Annotated in this window: 15 protein-coding genes; 3 read left to right on the forward strand and 12 right to left on the reverse strand. The window is 68.1% G+C overall.

The window, feature by feature from the left end:
- Window positions 1-26: 26 nt before the first annotated feature.
- The 9 genes from ACV22W_RS00340 to ACV22W_RS00380 all read right to left on the reverse strand — a co-directional run bounded on the left by ACV22W_RS00340 (window position 27) and on the right by ACV22W_RS00380 (window position 8,519).
- Window positions 27-1,385: an LLM class flavin-dependent oxidoreductase gene (locus ACV22W_RS00340; RefSeq protein ID WP_448017219.1), complete on the reverse strand. Its 1,359-nt coding sequence runs from the start codon at window positions 1,383-1,385 to the stop codon at window positions 27-29.
- A 7-nt stretch (window positions 1,386-1,392) separates the two neighbouring features.
- Window positions 1,393-2,442: an LLM class flavin-dependent oxidoreductase gene (locus tag ACV22W_RS00345; protein WP_448017220.1), complete on the reverse strand. Its 1,050-nt coding sequence runs from the start codon at window positions 2,440-2,442 to the stop codon at window positions 1,393-1,395.
- 38 nt (window positions 2,443-2,480) lie between these two features.
- A complete protein-coding gene (locus tag ACV22W_RS00350) occupies window positions 2,481-3,422 on the reverse strand; it encodes an ABC transporter substrate-binding protein (RefSeq protein ID WP_448017221.1) in 942 nt (313 codons plus the stop codon).
- Between the two features lie 63 nt (window positions 3,423-3,485).
- Window positions 3,486-4,046, reverse strand: a complete 561-nt coding sequence (locus ACV22W_RS00355; protein ID WP_448017222.1) for a GNAT family N-acetyltransferase — start codon at window positions 4,044-4,046, stop codon at window positions 3,486-3,488.
- Between the two features lie 298 nt (window positions 4,047-4,344).
- Window positions 4,345-4,746, reverse strand: a complete 402-nt coding sequence (locus ACV22W_RS00360; protein ID WP_448017223.1) for a type II toxin-antitoxin system MqsA family antitoxin — start codon at window positions 4,744-4,746, stop codon at window positions 4,345-4,347.
- A gap of 2 nt (window positions 4,747-4,748) precedes the next feature.
- The gene (locus tag ACV22W_RS00365; RefSeq protein WP_448017224.1) at window positions 4,749-5,045 is read right to left on the reverse strand and encodes a type II toxin-antitoxin system MqsR family toxin; all 297 of its coding nucleotides are present in this window, start codon (window positions 5,043-5,045) and stop codon (window positions 4,749-4,751) included.
- A gap of 108 nt (window positions 5,046-5,153) precedes the next feature.
- A complete protein-coding gene (locus ACV22W_RS00370) occupies window positions 5,154-6,185 on the reverse strand; it encodes a succinylglutamate desuccinylase/aspartoacylase family protein (RefSeq protein ID WP_448017225.1) in 1,032 nt (343 codons plus the stop codon).
- 239 nt (window positions 6,186-6,424) lie between these two features.
- On the reverse strand, window positions 6,425-6,700 hold the full coding sequence (locus ACV22W_RS00375) for a hypothetical protein (RefSeq protein WP_448017226.1): 276 nt from the start codon (window positions 6,698-6,700) through the stop codon (window positions 6,425-6,427).
- Window positions 6,701-6,968: 268 nt separating this feature from the next.
- Window positions 6,969-8,519 carry a diguanylate cyclase domain-containing protein gene (locus tag ACV22W_RS00380; RefSeq protein ID WP_448017227.1) on the reverse strand — a complete coding sequence of 517 codons (1,551 nt, stop codon included), beginning with the start codon at window positions 8,517-8,519 and terminating at the stop codon, window positions 6,969-6,971.
- A 502-nt stretch (window positions 8,520-9,021) separates the two neighbouring features.
- Here ACV22W_RS00380 and ACV22W_RS00385 point away from each other — a divergent pair.
- From ACV22W_RS00385 to ACV22W_RS00395, 3 genes are read left to right on the forward strand one after another with little or no spacing between them, the layout of a single operon-like run.
- Window positions 9,022-11,898, forward strand: coding sequence for a xanthine dehydrogenase family protein molybdopterin-binding subunit (locus tag ACV22W_RS00385; RefSeq protein ID WP_448017228.1), 2,877 nt, complete (start codon window positions 9,022-9,024; stop codon window positions 11,896-11,898).
- Complete coding sequence (locus ACV22W_RS00390; protein ID WP_448017229.1) at window positions 11,895-12,581, forward strand: (2Fe-2S)-binding protein; 687 nt, start codon at window positions 11,895-11,897, stop codon at window positions 12,579-12,581. The genes ACV22W_RS00385 and ACV22W_RS00390 overlap by 4 nt, the downstream gene beginning before the upstream one ends.
- On the forward strand, window positions 12,578-13,840 hold the full coding sequence (locus tag ACV22W_RS00395; protein ID WP_448017230.1) for a c-type cytochrome: 1,263 nt from the start codon (window positions 12,578-12,580) through the stop codon (window positions 13,838-13,840). Before ACV22W_RS00390 ends, ACV22W_RS00395 begins: the two co-directional genes overlap by 4 nt.
- A gap of 92 nt (window positions 13,841-13,932) precedes the next feature.
- Here the strand turns inward: ACV22W_RS00395 and ACV22W_RS00400 are convergent, their stop codons facing one another.
- The 3 genes from ACV22W_RS00400 to ACV22W_RS00410 all read right to left on the reverse strand — a co-directional run bounded on the left by ACV22W_RS00400 (window position 13,933) and on the right by ACV22W_RS00410 (window position 16,422).
- Window positions 13,933-14,103: a hypothetical protein gene (locus ACV22W_RS00400; RefSeq protein ID WP_448017231.1), complete on the reverse strand. Its 171-nt coding sequence runs from the start codon at window positions 14,101-14,103 to the stop codon at window positions 13,933-13,935.
- A gap of 236 nt (window positions 14,104-14,339) precedes the next feature.
- Complete coding sequence (gene pal / locus ACV22W_RS00405) at window positions 14,340-14,831, reverse strand: peptidoglycan-associated lipoprotein Pal (RefSeq protein WP_059468012.1); 492 nt, start codon at window positions 14,829-14,831, stop codon at window positions 14,340-14,342.
- Between the two features lie 334 nt (window positions 14,832-15,165).
- Window positions 15,166-16,422, reverse strand: coding sequence for a porin (locus ACV22W_RS00410; protein ID WP_448017232.1), 1,257 nt, complete (start codon window positions 16,420-16,422; stop codon window positions 15,166-15,168).
- Window positions 16,423-16,818: the final 396 nt, after the last annotated feature.

The raw sequence follows: 16,818 nt of genomic DNA on the forward strand, positions 1-16,818 counted from the left end.
GCGCCGCGCGAGGCGGCGCGCGGGCGTCAGGCGTGCGCTTCGGCCGCGTCGCCTTGTTTGCGCACCGCGCCGGGCGCCGCATGGCGGCTCGCCTTGCGCGGCAGGCCGAGGTGGTCGCGCAGCGTGCTGCCCGGCAGGTCGCGGCGGTAGCGGCCGCGCGCCTCGAGCACCGGAATCACGAGTTCGACGAAGTCGTCGACGCCCTGGGCCTGCACCGGGAAGCCGAGGATGAAGCCGTCGCCGGCTCCGGCGTCGTGCCAGCGGATCAGCTCGTCGGCGACGTGCTCGGCCGTGCCGATGAAGTTCGGGCGCGGCGTCGCGACGGCAAGTGCCGTCTCGCGCAGCGTGAGGCGCTTGCGCTTCGCGTCGGCCTTGATCCGGTCGGTGGTCGAGCGGAAGCTGTTGCGGCCGATGTCGCCGAGTTCGGGGAACGGTGCGTCGAGCGCGTACTGCGTGAAATCGTGGTGATCGAAATAGCGGCCGAGATACGCGAGCGCCTCGTCGATCGTAAGCAGGTCGCGGATCGCCTGGTACTTGTCTTCGGCCTCGGCGGCCGTGCGGCCGACGATCGGCCCGACGCCGGGGAAGATCTTCACGTCGCCCGGCTGCCGCCCGTGCTCGACCGCGCTTTGCTTCACGCGCCGCGTGAACGCGGCCGTTTCGTCGAGCGACGGCGAATGCGTGAACACGGCGTCCGCGTACTTGCCCGCGAGCCCGATGCCGGTGTCGGACGAGCCGGCCTGGAAGATCACCGGCTGCCCCTGCGGCGAGCGCTGGATGTTCAGCGGGCCGGCGACCTGGAAGAAGCGGCCGTGATGATCGAGCGTATGGAGCTTGTCGCGATCGAAGAAGCGCCCGCTCGCGCGATCGCGCACGAACGCGTCGTCGTCCCAGCTGTCCCACAGCCCCTGCACGACGTCGAGGTATTCGTCGGCGATTTCGTAGCGCAGTTCGTGATCGGGATGGGTCTTGCCGAAATTCTTCGCAGTGCCTTCGAGCGGCGTCGTGACGACGTTCCAGCCCGCGCGCCCGCCGCTGATCGCATCGAGCGACGCGAGCTGGCGCGCGACCGTGAACGGCTCGCTGTACGACGTCGAGATCGTGCCCGCGAGGCCGATCTTCTTCGTCGCGACCGCGAGCGCCGACAGCACGGTGAGCGGCTCGAAGCGGTTCAGGAAGTGCGGGATCGACTTCTCGTTGATGTAGAGGCCGTCCGCGACGAACGCGAACGCGATGCCGGCGGCTTCCGCCTTGCGCGCGATGCCGATCGCGAAGTCGAGGTTGATGCTCGCGTCCGGCGGGTTGCTCGGATGCCGCCACGCGTTCATGTGGCTGCCTGCGCCTTGCAGCATCAGGCCGAAGGGAATCGATCGTCGGGTCGTCATGGGAGCGTCACGCGTTCTGGTCGGGGGAAGGAAAACGTTCGGCGGCGAGGGCCGCCTGCACGGTCGTGATCGACTGCGCGCCGCCGAGCCATTCGGCCGACGCGAGCCGTGCCGCGTAGTCGGTCACCGGCGAGTCGATCACGAATGCATCGACGTCGAGCCGCCGGCTCAGCACGTCGAGCGCGCGGTGCACGCGTTCGGGCGTATCGGCCAGCACGGTCGGGCGCAACTCGTCGATCCGGTAGTCGGACGCGCCGCTCTGCCGCGCGAATTCGGCGGCGGCCTGCGCGCTCGCCAGATTGAAGCTCCGGCCGCCGGCGAATTGCAGCTTGAAGATCTTCAGCGGCCCGATCAGTTGCTCGGCTTCGTCGCGGGTCGGCGCGGAGACGGCGTACAGCGCGACGATCGGGCGTGTGCCGCCCGCGTCGCGGTACGCGGCCAGCGAGCGCTCGAGGTTCGCGTCGTCGCCGTTGAAGTGTCCCGCGTAGCAGAAGCGCCAGCCGTGGCGGGCGGCGAACGCGCCGCTGTCGGGCGAGCCGCCGAGCAGGATGCGTTCGGGCGCGTGCGGCGGCACCGGCATCGCGACCGCGCCGGCGAGCGGATGATCCTCGGCGACGCCCCAGCCGAGGAACGCGTCGAGTTCCGCGAGCTGGCCCGCGAAGTCGGGCTTCTTCGCCTTGTCGTGAAACCACTGCAGCGCGCGCGTGGTCAGCGGCAATCCGCCGGGCGCCTTGCCGATGCCGAGATCGACGCGGCCCGGCCCGAGCGCGGCGAGCAGCCTGAACGACTCGGCGACCTTGAACGGGCTGTAGTGCTGCAGCATCACGCCGCCCGAACCGACGCGAATGCGCGACGTGTGCGCGAGCAGGTGCGCGACGACGATCTCGGGCGCGGAGCTCGCGAAGCCCGGCGCGCCGTGATGCTCGGCGACCCAGAAGCGTTCGTAGCCGAGCTGTTCCGCGCGCCGCGCGAGGGTCGTCGTGAATCGCAGCGCGTCGGCGGCGGTCGCGCCGTCGGCGATCGGGCTTTTGTCCAGCAATGAAAGCGAATAAGACATGGTGTCGGCGTTCCTGCGAGGGCGTGGACGGGCGGCGCTCAGCTCTTCGGCAAGCCCGCCGGATTCGTGCGCGACTGGTCGATCGCTTCGGAGGCGAGGTTCCAGCGGTCGAGGATCTGCTGATAGCGGCCGTTCCGGATCAGCCCGTTCAGCGCGACCGTCAGCGGCTCGGCGAGCCCGCTGCCGCGGCGCGTCGCGATCGCGATGTCGGCCGTGCGCGGCCAGCCGCCGCTGATCGCGCCGACGAGGCGCGTCTTGCCCTGCTGCGCGCTCTGGTAGGCGAGCACCGAGTTCACGCTGAACACGGCATCGGCGCGGCCCGACTGCACGGCGACGATCCGCATCGCCTGGTCGTCGTAGTACTGGACCTGAACGGGCTTCAGGCCGTGCGCGACGTTCTCGCGATCCCACGCGAGCAGGATCTTTTCCTGGTTGGTGCCGGCATCGGTGACGATGCGCAGCCCCGCGACGTCCTTCGGCTCACGGATCGACTGGATCTTGCTGTCGTTGCGCACGTAGAAGCCGACCTGGTCCTTTCGGTAGGTCGAGAAATCGAACTTCTGCTTGCGCTCCTCGGTGACGGTGACGTTCGAGATCACCGCGTCGACTTTCCCCGATTCGAGCGCGAGCGGCCAGTCGGCCCATGCGAGCGGGACGATCTTCAGCTTGCGGCCGAGGCTGTCGGACACGAGCTGGCCGACGTCCGCGTCGAAGCCGATCACCGTGCGCGCGTCGGTCGCATACGAGCTGATCGGCGGCAGGCTCGGCGCGACGCCGATCGTCAGCGTGCCGGCTTCGGCGAACCTGAACGACGCGGGCACCGCGCGCTCGACGGCCGCATCGGCCGCACCGCGCGGGCGGCCACGTTGCTCGGGGCTGAGGTCGAAGGTCGCGGCGGCCGCGGCGATCGCGGTCACGCCGATCAGCGCGGCGGCCAGCGTGCGGAGCGCACGCGGCGTGATGGGTACGGCTCGTTGCATGGATGTGTCCTGTCGTTTCGTGTCTTGGGGAACGGGAGAGCGGAATCGGGTAGCGCGAGGCGTTCAGCGCGGCAGCACGGCTTCGGGAAGCGGCGCCCACAGGTCGGCGAGCGTCGACGTGCGCGACGGATCGGCGAGATCCTTGCCGAAGCGCAGGTGGAAATACGCTTCCGGATCGATCGACGAATCGAACAGCCGCGTATAGCCGGTGCGGTCGTACAGCGCCCACGCTTCGGGCTGACGAAAGCCGGTGGTCAGGTACACGCGTCGATAGCCCTGCTGCGCGGCGCGCAGTTCGAGCGCATCGACGATCAGGCGCGCGAGCCCCTGGCGGCGCAGGTCCGCGCGGGTCCAGATGCGTTTGAGTTCGGCGGTCTGCGCGTCGTAGCGCTTGAACGCGCCGCCGCCGATCGTTTCGCCGTCGCGCAGCAGCAGCACGAACGCGCCTTCGGGCGGCGCGAACAGCTCGGCCGGGTAGCGCGCGAGTTCGTCGCGCGCGGACGCACGGCTGTCGGGGCGATACGCGTCGTAGCGCGTCGCGTATTCGTCGATCAGCGCGTCGATCAGCGGCTGGGCGCGGACGTCGAGCGGCGTCGTGTCGATGAGGCGGTCGTTCGTGGCCATGGGCATCGCGAAGGGCGCGCGATGCGGACGTTCCTGGCGGGGGCCTGCCACACGGCCCGTCCGGTCTGCTCCGTTATCGCGACGCGGTTGTCGTGATGACGGCGGCCGCGGTGCTTGCTGCGCTGCATCCGGCGTGCCGCCGCCGTTTCGAACACGTTAGCGGCGCGGCCGGCAAAGACGAACGAAGCAATTTCGATAAGGATTTCGCGGGGAGCGTCAGAAGGCTTGCAGGGGGAGTGGGGTGGGGAGCGCACGCGTCGGATGTTCGTCGCATGCGCAATGCCGGAGGGGCGTATGGCTAGGCTGCACGTACTTCCGCGAGCAGATCCGGATGACGATCCAGAATCTTGAGCAACTTCACGAGGGCAAGCGGCGGATTCGTCTTGCCGGTTTCGTAGCGCGAGAAAGCATTGACGCCGCCACCGAATATCTCGGCCGCCTCGCGTTGATCCAGCATCAGCTTCTTGCGCACCTTCGCGATGAACTTGGGGTCGACGATGGTCGAATTTACTTGCTTGTTGAACTCGCCGATCGCTTCACCGAGCCGGGTTGCCTCGTCGATATCCAGCACCGATTCGCCGCAGGCCGGACAGAAGTCGCCGGTTATATCGCGAACGACGGTCGAGCGTCCCTTGTATGTGTAAGGGATGTCTCGTGTATCGCGGATCAGTTTCGCGCCACCGCACGCAGGACACTTCATTTTCATCGCTCCTTGAACGACACGATCAGCACGTCGTCGATCACGGTCAGTTTCAGATATATGTCGCCATTCACGGTGCGACGCCGATAGACGTCCTGCCAGATCGTGTGATCGGCGTAGGTCGTCATGCCTTTGTAGAAATCGGCGGTATCCAGGGACATCGCGACACCGATCGCCTCCGTTTCCGTGAAACCCAGTTGCCGGGCCCCGAACACCGCGCTCGTCGTCAACCGGACGTTGCCGGTCCCGATGAGTGTCTTGACCCGCGACAGCTTGCAATGAGGCGCGTTCTTTTCCATCCGCGATCTTAACCAAAAGAGTTAATTTGTCAAGTTGGTTAATGGCGAGCGCATGCGGTCCGCCATCCATGGCAGACTGCACGGAAAAGTACGGGACGGTAACTCGGCCTATCGGCTAACGCGGGGCGGCGTCGACGCCTCCGCCAGCTGAAACAGGCAATCGCCGCGCCGCACCTGCGCGGGCACGCGCTTGCACACCACTTCGCCGTCGCCGTTGAAGCGGTGCAGCACCGGTTCGCGCAGCGGCGTATCGGGGAAGTGCACCCATGCGGCCGGCTGGCCGGCCTTCACCTGGTCGCCGAGTTCGACGAGCGGTTCGTACAGCCCGCGCTCGTATGCGTAGACGAAGTGGCGTTCACCGTCGACACGCAGGAAGCGCGTGACGGTCGGCGGCGCGTCGGGCACGAGCGCGCCGTGCAGCAGGCCGATATGGCCGAGGTAGTGCAGCAGCCCGTGGCGGCCGAGCCGGATCAGCGACGGATCGGCCATCCCCGCGCCGCCGAGTTCGGTCACGATCGAGATCGCGCCCTGCCGGCGCGCGGCCGATGCCGAGTGCACCGGGTTCGGCGCGTGCAGCAGCGCGTTCGGCAGCCCGAATGCAACGAGCAGCCCGTTGAGTTTCGCGGCCTCGTCGTCGTCGAGCGGGTCGATCGCAAGCATGTTGCCGCCCCGGTACAGCAGCGAGCTGCCGCCCGAATGCAGATCGACCAGATACTGCGCGCGCGACAGCAGCGCGTGCTCGATGTAATGCGCGATCATCTGCGTCGGCGTGCCGGCCGGGTCGCCGGGGAAGCTGCGATTCAGGTTGCCCTCGTCGAGCGGCGACACGCGCAAGCCTGCATCGGCCGCGGGGAAATTCGCCATCGGCAGCAGGATCAATTGCCCCGTGATCATCGCCGGATCGATCTCGCGCATCAGTTGCGACACGATGATCTGGCCTTCGTATTCGTCGCCGTGATTGCCGGCCATCAAGAGTGCGACCGGGCCGTCGCCGTTGCGGATCGACGCGATCGGGATCGGCAGCCAGCCGTATGCGGAGCGGTGCACGGAATGCGGCAGGCGCAGATAGCCCGCATGCTTGCCGGGAGCATCGAGATCGATCTCGCAGTGGATGGGATTTCGGTGGGAGGAGACGGTCATGGCGGCATCGTTCGATGAACGGAATCCGCCATCTTATCGGGAAACGACCGCCGCGCGGCGTGCGCGGTGCGGGCAATGGCGGACGCCGTCAACCGGCCCGCGTGCGAACCAGCGACATACGCAACCCGAGCAGCCGCACGCGATGTTGCAGCGCTGAAACGCATGCCGGCGCGCGGCCGTCCGCGCATGCCGCGCGGCGCTTCGGCCCCCTCGCGACGGGGCCGGCGCGGGCGATCGCTTCAGCGACCGGCGGTTTCAGCTTCGATACGGCCTTCTTCCCACAGCGCCCAGAAACGGCTGCCGGCGCGATACGGATTTGCGCGTCGCGCCGCGTGATCGGTGACACCCTGGCGATATGCGCCGTACAGCGTCAGCGGCGGATTGTCGACGCACGCGGCTTCACGCGCGGCGGGCGCGCGGTGCTCGGAAACGAGCCGCCGGATCAGCGAGGCGCCGTCGATCACGTCCAGTTGATCGCTCGCTTCCGCACGGCTGAGGACTTCGACGGTATTCATGTTTGGGCTCCCTGACATCCTGTTTCACAGTCAAGGAGCAATAAGGGTGCCAGCCATGAAATACCGTGCTCAGCGCCGATCGTGCGGGCTTCTGCGGCCAACGTGACGCGTGGCGCTGGCCGATGTTACGGAACACGTCACGTGACACGGGCGAGCGCGGCGGAACACGTCCGCATGTGCGCCGAGCAACGCAAAGCGTTTCGGGAATGAATCGCGGGAAGCGAAGGGACACGCGGTGGCGGCCGGCGTCAACGCGAACGGCGCTCGTTCAGCTCGTGGTCGCGGGCTGAACGCGGCTGCTTCCGGCCGAATAGAAGCGGTAAATCCCCTTGCCGGCCGACTTCGCCTCGTACAGCGCGCTGTCGGCCTGACGGATCAGTTCGTCGGGGGAGCCGTGCCCGTCGTCGAGCGCGATGCCGATGCTGATCCCGAAGCTGACGGTCTCGCCGATCGACAGCGTGTACGGCGCCGAGATCTGCCGGATGATCCGCGCGGCTAGGAGCGAGCAGGCGTGCATCGTGGTGGCGTCGAGCGCGACGACGAACTCGTCGCCGCCGATCCGCGCCGCCAGCTCGCCGGGCGGCAGCGTCTTGCCGAGCCGCTCGGCGACCTGCGTGAGCACTTCATCGCCGGCCTGGTGGCCGAACCGGTCGTTGATTGCCTTGAAGCCGTCGAGGTCGAGATACATGACGGCGAGCGTGGAATTCGGCAGGTGCGGCCGGTGCGCGAGCATCCGCTTGAGTTGCGCATGCAGTTCGTGGCGGTTCGGCAATCCCGTCAGCGCATCGTGTCGTGCGAGGTGACGGATGTGCTGCTCGCTGCGGCGGCGCGTGGTGACGTCCTCGACGATGATCACCGCGTTGCCGTCCGGCACGCGATGGCGCGTCAATTCCAGCTGTCGGCCGTCGGCGAGCGTGATGTCGAGCGGCACGGGTTCGTCGTGGTTCAGCCAGACGTCGCATTGCGCGGCGAGACCTGCGCCGTCGGAATCGGTCACCGCATTCGCGCCGAGCGCCGCGACGACGTCGGGTAGCGGTGTGTCGAGCATGATCTCGCGCGGCGAGCCGAACAATTGCGCAGTACGGCGGTTCGCGACGATCACGCGGCTCTCGCCGTCGATCATGCACAGGCCGTGCGGCATGTAGGTGAGGGCGGCGTCGAAGCGCGCGACGAGCTCGGCGTTGCGCTGGCGCGCGGCGATCAGCGCGACCAGCACGCGGTAATGACGCTGGACGACCGTGCGCATGGCCGCGAGATAGATCGCGAGCGGCGGCAGCAGCAGCCATGCGCCGGGCCGGTCGACCAGCACTGCGCCGAGGCCGATCGGCAGGACGCCGAGCGTGACCTGGGTCATCGCGAGCCGAGGCAGCGCCGAATTGCGCGACGCGATCCCGCCGAACACGCCGCCCGCGACCATCACCGACAGCGTGCCGAGCTCGGCGTCGGGCGCCTCCACGCAGCCCATCACGCCGAGGCCGAGCACGAAGCACGCGGCGAGCGACACGGGCGCATAGCGCAGCGCCCAATATTCGGCGCGATCGTCGCCGGCGGCACGGCGCACTGCATACGCGCGCGCGATCGCGAGCCGCGCGGCGAGCAGGCCGACGTCGACGACGAGCCACACGAAACACCAGATCTGTTGCAGCCGGATCAGCGCGATCGCCGCGACGAACGCGCTGGCAAGGCCGGACAGTGCCATCGGGCGCACGTCCTCGAACAGCGTGACGAGCATCGACGGGCGCAGCGCGGCCGTCACGCGGTGATTGCCGCAGGGAGGAGTGGCGAGAACGGCGTTCAGGAGGCTTGCCTTGACTGCCATGGCTATTTTGACCTCGACACGATGCGGCACATTGCCCGCCGCCCCGCACGGCACGTGGCGGGATGAACGGCGAGCCGGATGCGCACGACATTACCATGAAACATCCGCCGCGCGTGTCGTGCGGGGGCGTCGGCGAGTCGCCGTCAACCATGCCGGCGCGCGCCTTGCGCATGCGCTGACGCGGGGCAGGCGTCGTTGTCCACGGGACGATGTCGGGCAGTCGTGCGCGGAGCAGTTCGGGCGCGCGCCGCGCACGGCTCGCCCATGGCGCGCGATCGGCCCGCGGCGATCGATGCACCCGCCGTGACACCGCCCGATCGCGCACGGGTATCGCCCGCGACCGGACGCCGCAGCCCGTCTGAATCCCGTTATAAGAAATTCAATAAGTAATTCATGTGGGAAATACTATAGGCGATATATCGAAAACGATGCCAGAATGCGCGCCGCTCCGAACGCCGCGACACCCGATCGCCGTCCGAGCCGCATCAGGAGGTTCCCCCACATGAAAAACCACGGCCTGTCACGGCGGGGTTTTCTGAAAGCCAGCGTGCTGGCGGGCGTCGCGGTCTACGTCGCGCCCATCGGCAGCCGCGCGTTCGCGGCGCTCTTCGAAGAAAAACTCCTCACCCCCGTCAAATGGGATAGCGTCACCGGCATCCCCCAATTCCGCATCGACGGCATCGCGAAGGTCACGGGCTCGAAAGTGTTCGCCCGTGACGTGCGCGCAGCCGACATGCCGCACTGGCCGCAGCAGCAGTCGCACGCGCTGATCCTCCGCGCCACGCAGGCCGACCGCACCTACGAAGGCTTCGATCTGTCGCTGCTCGGTGACGAACTGAAGCCGGACCGCGTGGTCACGGCCGACGATCTCGCACGCGACGGCGTCGCGTTCCCGACGTTCTACGGCGACGACATGCTGTTGCCCGCCGGCAAGACCCCCGCGTATCTCGGCCATGCGGTCGCGATCCTCATCTATCACGACTTCGCGCGCTTCCGCTTCGCGAAGAACGCGCTCAAGTTCCGCGACGACGTGATCCGCTACGGCGCGGTCACGGGCCCGCTCGAGCGCGATCCGTGGGGCACGTTCCGCTACGTGCGGGTGGGCGGCAAGACGGCCTACGACGACGATGTCTATTCGAGCCTGAAGGATGCGCCGATCTTCCCGAGCATGATGCGCAAGCACCTGCCGGTCTGGCCCGACGGCAAGGAGCACGGCAGGCTCGACGAGCACGGGATGTTCCTGGCCGGCCAGATCGCCGCCGAGCTCGATCGTCCGTCGGCCGACTGGCTCGTGTTCGATCGCGAGTACAGCACGCAGTCGGTCGATACCGCCGCGCTCGAACCCGACAACGCGAACTGCTGGTACGACGCCGCGACGCAGTCGATGCACCTCGTCGTGCCGACCCAGTCGCCGCTCGAAGTGGCGGAGAACGCGGCCGCGATGGTCGCGAAATGCCGCTTCCCGGTGAAGAAGCTGTTCGTGCATCCGTGCTACACGGTCGGCTACGGCTCGAAGGATCACTGCAACGTGCCGTTCTACGGCCTCGTCTGCGCGCTGTACGCGGACGGCCGCCCGGTGCGGTTCGCGAACGACCGCTACGAGCAGTTCCAGACATCGCTGAAGCGCCACGCGTTCAAGATGCATTACCGGATCGCGGTCGATCGCAACACGGGTCTCATGCAGTCGTTCAAGGGCGACTTCGAGGCGAACGGCGGCGGTCGCTCGAACTTCTCGCCGTCGGTGGCGATGGTCGGCGCGACGGCCGCGCAATCGATCTACTACTTCCCGAAGAGCGACCTCGCGGCGGTCGCGATCGCGTCGCGCGCGATCGACGCCGGCTCCGCGCGCGGCTACGGCACGTTGCAGAGCATGGCCGCGACCGAGATGGCGGTCGACGAGATCGCCGCGCAACTGAACCTCGATCCGATCGAGTTCCGCCTGCGCAACGCGCTGCGTTCGGGGATGAAGAACACGCAGGGCGCGATTCCCGCCGGCGCGCTGCGCGTCGACGAAGTGCTGGAACGCGCGAGGCAGCATCCGTTGTGGACGCGCCGTGCGGCGCGCAAGGCCGAATTCGAGGCGGCGAACCCGGGCAAGCGATACGGCGTCGGCTTTGCGTGCGTGCAGAAGGATTTCGGCACGGGTGCCGAGGCATCGTTCGCGAAGGTCGAATTCGACGAGAACGGCAAGGTGTCGCTGCATCACACGGCTGCCGAGATCGGCACCGGGATGTCGACGTCGCAGGCCGTCGCGGTCGCGAAGTGGCTCGGCCGCCCGGCGACCGAGGTGCGCGTTGCCGTGACCGAGTGGCCCGATCTGCCGGTCGAGACGAGCGGCGATCCGTACCTGATGTCGCAGGCCGACCAGGACCGGCTGAGCGCGAATCCGCGCTGGTCGCCGGGCTATGCGTCGCCGTCGAGCGCGACGAACTCCGCGTACTACTTCACGCACAGCACGCGCGAAGCCGCGCGCGCGGTGTTCCGCTACGGGCTGTGGCCGGCCGCGATGTCGATCTGGACGCGCGGCCTCGGCGGCGGCCAGGCCGCGCCGTACACGATCCGCATCGAGGACGCGCGCTGGGCCGACGGCAAGCTGACCGCCGACGGCCTCGAGCCGCTGACGTTCGAGCAGCTCGCGAAGCAGGCGCATGCGCTCGGCCTGCCGACCGGCGCCGTCGTGCACGTGTTCAACCGCTGGCAATGGACCGACGCGGAGTTCGACGTGGGCGGCGCGGTCGATCGTCTGCCGATCGACGGATTGTCGCTGCGAGTCGGCGCGCCGAAGACCGGCGACGACGGCCCGATGCCGGGCACCGCCGCGCCGGCCGGCGCGACCGCGATGCACGGCACGCTGGCGCCGACCGCGAACGGCTATCGCGTGCTGGACCGCAAGCGCGTGTTCATCCCGCCGACGAGCCGCAACAACGCGGCCGTCACGTACTACACGGCGGTCGGCACGCTCGTCGAGCTAGCCGTGCACGAAGCGACCGGCAAGGTCGAGCTGCTCACGCATCACTCGATCATGGAATGCGGCAACCAGATCTCGCCGCAGCTCGTGTCGGGCCAGTTGCAGGGCGGCCTCGCGATGGGCATCGGCCATGCGCTGCACGAATACCTGCCACTTTACGAAGACGGCCCCGGCAACGGCACGTGGAACTTCAACCGCTATCAGCTGCCGCGGGCGACCGACGTCGCCGTGTGGTCGCAGACGGGCGACATCCTGCCGCCGCTGTCCGAGACCGATCCGCCGAAGGGTGTCGCCGAGGTGGTGATGATCCCCGTCGTCGGCGCGATCGTGAACGGCATCGCGCACGCGATCGGCCATCGTTTCACCGACTTGCCGGTGACCCCGCAAAAGATTCAGGAGGTACTCGCATGACGACCGCCCAAACCGCCGCGTCGGCAGCGAGCGCCAGCGCGGCCGCGACCGGCGCATCCGCGCCGAATGCGGCTTCGGCCGCCCCGGCATCGGCACCCGCTGCCGCACCGGCCGCCGTCGAGCGTCCGCTCGTCCGCTTTCGGCAGAAACCGCTGTCGGTGAACATCAACGGCAAGTCCGTCGGCCCGATGCCGGTGCCCGAAGGGCTGATGATGATCGAGTTCCTGCACGAGTATGCGGGCCTCACCGGTTCGCGGCTCGGCTGCGGGCAGGGCATCTGCCACGCGTGCGTCGTGATCGTCGACAAGCCGGACGGCACGAGCGAGGAAATGCGCACGTGCATCACCGGCGCGCACTTCTTCCACGGCCGTTCGATCCGCACGATCGAAGGCCACGCGAAGCGCAACGAAGCCGGCGAAGTGGTGGAGCTGTCGCCGATCCAGCAGAAGTTCCTCGAGCACTTCAGCTTCCAGTGCGGCTACTGCACGCCGGGCTTCGTCAACGCGGCGACGGTGCTGATCGAACGCCTGAAGCGCGAGCCGGTCGCGAAGGCCGACGTCGAACGCACGATCACCGACGCGCTGAACGCGCACATCTGCCGCTGCACCGGTTACGTCCGCTACTACGAAGCCGTGAAGGACGTGATTCTGACGACGCCGGGACTCGTGAAGGACGCCGCATGACACGCACATTCGCCCATCGTGCCGCGCGGGCCGCGGGCCTGCCCGCACTCGCGGCCGCCTGCGCGCTGCTGCTCGCCGCCTGCGGCGGCCATGACGCGCCGGCTTCGAGCTCGGCTTCCGGCGCGCCCGGTGCCGACCAGGTCGCGCGCGGCCGCTATCTGGTGAAGGCCGCGGACTGCGCGGCGTGCCACACCGCGAAGGACGGCGCACCGTTCGCCGGCGGTGCGCCGCTCGAATCGCCGTTCGGCACGTTCTACGGCTCGAACATCACGCCCGACAAGGATCACGGGATCGGCGGCTGGAGCGCGGACGACTTCTACGCCGCGCTGCACGACGGCAAGGCACCGGGCAAGCGCCTGTATCCGTCGATGCCGTACACGTCGTACCGGCAGCTCACGCGCGCCGATACCGACGCGATGTACGCGTACCTGAAGACGGTGAAGCCGGTCGCGCAGGAAAACCGCGAGCACGAACTCAAGTTCCCGTACAACCTGCGCTTCGGCATGATGTTCTGGGACATGGTGTTCCTGAAGGACAGCCTGCCCGATGCATCGACCGGCCAGTCCGCCGACTGGCAGCGCGGCCGCTATCTGGCGGGCGCGCTCGGCCACTGCGCGGAATGCCACACGCCGCGTGCGTTCACGGGGCAGCTTGACGGCGCGAAGCCGTTCGCGGGCGCCGCGCTCGGCCGCGTGGCCGCGCCGGACATCACGCCGGCCGGCCTCGCCGCGCGCGGCTGGACGGGCACCGACCTGCAGACGTTCTTCGGCGTCGGCATCGCGCCGCAAGGCTCGGCGTTCGGCGAAATGTATCCGGTCGTGCACCTGAGCACGCAACACATGACGAAGGACGATCTGCGCGCGCTGTCCGTGTACCTGCTCGGCGATACACCGCCGGCGCCGCAGGCGGTGAAGCCGGTGGCGGCCGATGCCGCGCAGCTCGCGGCCGGCCGCTCGGTGTATCTCGCGGTGTGCGCGGGCTGTCACGGTTTCGACGGCGAAGGCAAGCCGCACGTGGCGGTGCCGATGAACGGCAATTCGACGCTGCGTCAGGGCGATGCGCGCAACCTGCTGGTCGCGATGCTCGACGGCATCGACGAGCAGAAGTTCGCCGGCTTCGAGAATCTTCAGCCGATGCCGGGTTTCGCGCACACGCTGAGCGACGACGAACTCGCGCAGCTCGCGAACTACCTGCGCGCGACGTGGGGCGGCCAGCCCGCGAGCGTCACGCCGGCCGACGTGAAGGCCATGCGTCAGTAAGTCGTGCGACGAAGCGGGGCGTCGCGCGTGAGGCGGCCGGTTTCCGGCTGCGTTCTTGCGTGACGCCCCGCTCGATCCTTGCCGGCGGCGCTTCAGTAGCCGCCGCCCCCTCCGCCGCCACTGCCACCTCCGCTGCCGCCCGCGCCGCCATACCGGCTCATGCCGGGGCCTTGCGATACGCCGCCACCCGACGACGTACATCCGGTCGACAGCACGAGCATCAACGCCGCGAGCAGCGTCGCCGCCAATCTTGCCGAATTCATTTCACTCTCCTTTCGCCGAGAAGGCCGCGCGGCAGGGCGGTTCGCGTGAACCGGCGACCGCGCGATGACGAAACGTTTCCGGCGGGCGGTTTATTCCATGCTTTTTGCGTTCGGCACATGGCGAAGCGGAGCGGCGCACGCGTTGGCGCGAGCACGCGGCCGGGGCTGGGGCGCCCCGGAGATTCGCTACATCAGGGGATGAGTAGCCGGAATGCCGCTGTCGCGGCGGCATCCGGTCACCGATAGACGAGATCGGCGCGGCGGTTCTGCGCCCACGAATCCTCGTCGTGGCCGAGCGCGACGGGCTTTTCCTTGCCGAGGCTGACCGCTTCGAGTTGCGAGGCCTGCACGCCCAGCGTTTCGAGCGCGCTCATCACGGCTTGCGACCGGCGTTGGCCGAGCGCGAGGTTGTATTCGGACGTCCCGCGTTCGTCGGTGTTGCCCTGGATCAGCACGCGGCGCGACGGGTGGCTGCGCAGGTAGTCGGCGTGCGCCTGCAGCAGCGTCTGGTATTCCGGCTTCACGGAGTACTGGTCGAAATCGAAGTAGACGCTGCGCTTCGCGAGCGGGCTGTTCGGATTGTTGAGATCGTCGGCCGCCACCGTCGCGACCGCTTCGCTCGATGGCGCCGGCGCCATCTCGGCATTCTCGGGCGTTTTCGCCGCGTGGTGACAACCCGCCAGCAGCGCGAAGGCTGCCATGACCGCAAATCGGTTCGTTTTGCTCATCGTGCGTCTCCTGCGGTTTGACTGCGAGGAAAGCGTGGTGCGCGCGAACTGCCGCGTCACGCATCCGGCGAGACGGCGCGAAAGTGCCGGCCTGCGTGCGCGATGCACTTTCGTAAGCCGGCGATGCGCCATATGAAAGATTGTCTCGGCCGGAACGCCGAAGCACGGCGCCGCTGCAACTAGATTAGGAAAAATGTCACAGCGTGACCAGTTTCTCCGCATTTTTCACACGGGAACGACGCAGGACGCATTCTTGCTTGCGCGGAAACCGCGGCGTGCGCGGCGATGCGAGACGTGCCATGCCGGTGCGGGCGTGTAGTGCATCGGGGGGGCGTCAGAACTTGTGCCGCAACCCGAGCGCGACCACCAGCTGGTTGCTGTTGGCCGATGGCGTCATCGTCCAGACGGTCGCATTGAAGGCGGGATTGCCGTTGCCGCCGCTCACGCTTTGATAGACGGCTTCCAGATACGCGTCCGTGCGTTTCGAGAATGCGTAATCGGCCTGCGTGACCACGTGGTTCCATTTCGGGCGCGTCTGGCCCGTGCGCGTGTCGAAACGGCCCATCGTGTACGTATACGCGGCGGCCACGCTGAACGCTGACGTGACGAAGTAGTGACCATCGACCGTGAAGTTGTCGAAGACGAGCGATTCGCCCTTCAGCGGGGTGATGCCGCTGCCCTGAAGCACGCCGCTCACGCCGTCGGTGGCCGAGTGCGACCACGCGGCGCCGACCGAATGCGGGCCGAACGCATAGCGGCCGGCCACGGCCCAGATCTGCTGGTTGCCGCCCGTGATCGTCGCCGAGCCGTCGACCGTGCTCAATGCGCCGTCCGGATTCGGCGCATTGCGGTCGCGGCTGATCTTCAGGTAGCCGGCGCCGAGCTTCAGGGGCCCGTTCGCATACCCGAGCCCCGCGCTCCACACGGCGTTGTTCGAGAACGCGCCGGCCGTGTTCGAGAATCCGAACATCGCGCCGAACGTCAGCCCGCGATACGTCGGGCTCGTGTACTTCACCGCATGGTTGATGCGCAGGTTGCGGTTAGAGTCGTCGTTGTCGTACGGATGCACCGCGAGGTTGCCGCCCCAGCCGGGGCCCGACGCGCCGAGCGGCGTCACGAAATCGAGGATCAGGTCGTACTGGCGGCCGAACGTGAGCGTGCCGGCCGTGCGCGAACTCACGCCGAGCCATGCCTGACGGCCGAACATGTCGACGCCTTTCTGCGACAGCTTGCCCGTCGTGCCCGAGAAACCGTTCTCGAGCGTGAAGACCGCCGCCGTCCCGCCGCCGAGATCCTCGCGGCCGCGCAGCCCCCAGCGCGACGCGTTCAATGCGCCGCTCGTCAGCGCGACGCTGCCGCTTCCGGGCGAACCGGCGCCTTGTGTGCGCTGGTTGGTCGCGTAGGTGATCGATGTGTCGATCAGGCCGTACAGCGTCACGCTGCTCTGCGCGTGCGCGACGCCCGGAATCAGGCCGGCCGCGCAGGCGGCGAGCACGGTCCCCGGTAGCGTGCCGGCGCGACGGCTGCGGCGGAGGGCATGCGGCGTGGCAACGCGCGCGTTGGCGGTCTGGATGGTTTTATAGGAATGCATAGGATTTTTTATCGTTGGTCTCCGGCCCGATCGCCGGTGGGTCGCGTCGGCGCGCCGGCCGACGGATCGAGCGGCCATTATTGGAGATCGCGCGACCGTCGATTAAGGCGCTGCACAGGAAAGGTCCTCTGCGAAAGCGCATGGAATCGCGGCGTCGCACCGTGGCCCGACTGCGGCGAGCGCATGGGACGAATGCACGGACGCGGATGCGGATGAGGGGCGGCGGCCGTCGGGTCCGCAACGCATCGGGCGGATCGTGGGTTGCCGGTGCGACGCAGCGCGTACTTATGACGCGCGCCAGCACGATCAGCAAATTTTTCCGCTCGAGGCAATCGGGGGTGGACCGGCACTTCGTTCGTAGCGCGGGTCTCCCCGCACCGCCGCAACCCGGCCGAC

This window comes from Burkholderia sp. AW49-1 (assembly GCF_053427845.1).

What these genes read in the sequence shown, in the direction of transcription:
- ACV22W_RS00345 (WP_448017220.1), bottom strand. Translation starts at nt 2,442, where the DNA reads ATGTCTTATTCGCTTTCATTGCTGGACAAAAGCCCGATCGCCGACGGC.
- ACV22W_RS00390 (WP_448017229.1), top strand. Translation starts at nt 11,895, where the DNA reads ATGACGACCGCCCAAACCGCCGCGTCGGCAGCGAGCGCCAGCGCGGCC.
- ACV22W_RS00400 (WP_448017231.1), bottom strand. Translation starts at nt 14,103, where the DNA reads ATGAATTCGGCAAGATTGGCGGCGACGCTGCTCGCGGCGTTGATGCTC.
- ACV22W_RS00360 (WP_448017223.1), bottom strand. Translation starts at nt 4,746, where the DNA reads ATGAAGTGTCCTGCGTGCGGTGGCGCGAAACTGATCCGCGATACACGA.
- ACV22W_RS00355 (WP_448017222.1), bottom strand. Translation starts at nt 4,046, where the DNA reads ATGGCCACGAACGACCGCCTCATCGACACGACGCCGCTCGACGTCCGC.
- ACV22W_RS00410 (WP_448017232.1), bottom strand. Translation starts at nt 16,422, where the DNA reads ATGCATTCCTATAAAACCATCCAGACCGCCAACGCGCGCGTTGCCACG.
- ACV22W_RS00370 (WP_448017225.1), bottom strand. Translation starts at nt 6,185, where the DNA reads ATGACCGTCTCCTCCCACCGAAATCCCATCCACTGCGAGATCGATCTC.
- ACV22W_RS00375 (WP_448017226.1), bottom strand. Translation starts at nt 6,700, where the DNA reads ATGAATACCGTCGAAGTCCTCAGCCGTGCGGAAGCGAGCGATCAACTG.
- ACV22W_RS00385 (WP_448017228.1), top strand. Translation starts at nt 9,022, where the DNA reads ATGAAAAACCACGGCCTGTCACGGCGGGGTTTTCTGAAAGCCAGCGTG.
- ACV22W_RS00395 (WP_448017230.1), top strand. Translation starts at nt 12,578, where the DNA reads ATGACACGCACATTCGCCCATCGTGCCGCGCGGGCCGCGGGCCTGCCC.
- ACV22W_RS00365 (WP_448017224.1), bottom strand. Translation starts at nt 5,045, where the DNA reads ATGGAAAAGAACGCGCCTCATTGCAAGCTGTCGCGGGTCAAGACACTC.
- ACV22W_RS00350 (WP_448017221.1), bottom strand. Translation starts at nt 3,422, where the DNA reads ATGCAACGAGCCGTACCCATCACGCCGCGTGCGCTCCGCACGCTGGCC.
- pal (WP_059468012.1), bottom strand. Translation starts at nt 14,831, where the DNA reads ATGAGCAAAACGAACCGATTTGCGGTCATGGCAGCCTTCGCGCTGCTG.
- ACV22W_RS00380 (WP_448017227.1), bottom strand. Translation starts at nt 8,519, where the DNA reads ATGGCAGTCAAGGCAAGCCTCCTGAACGCCGTTCTCGCCACTCCTCCC.
- ACV22W_RS00340 (WP_448017219.1), bottom strand. Translation starts at nt 1,385, where the DNA reads ATGACGACCCGACGATCGATTCCCTTCGGCCTGATGCTGCAAGGCGCA.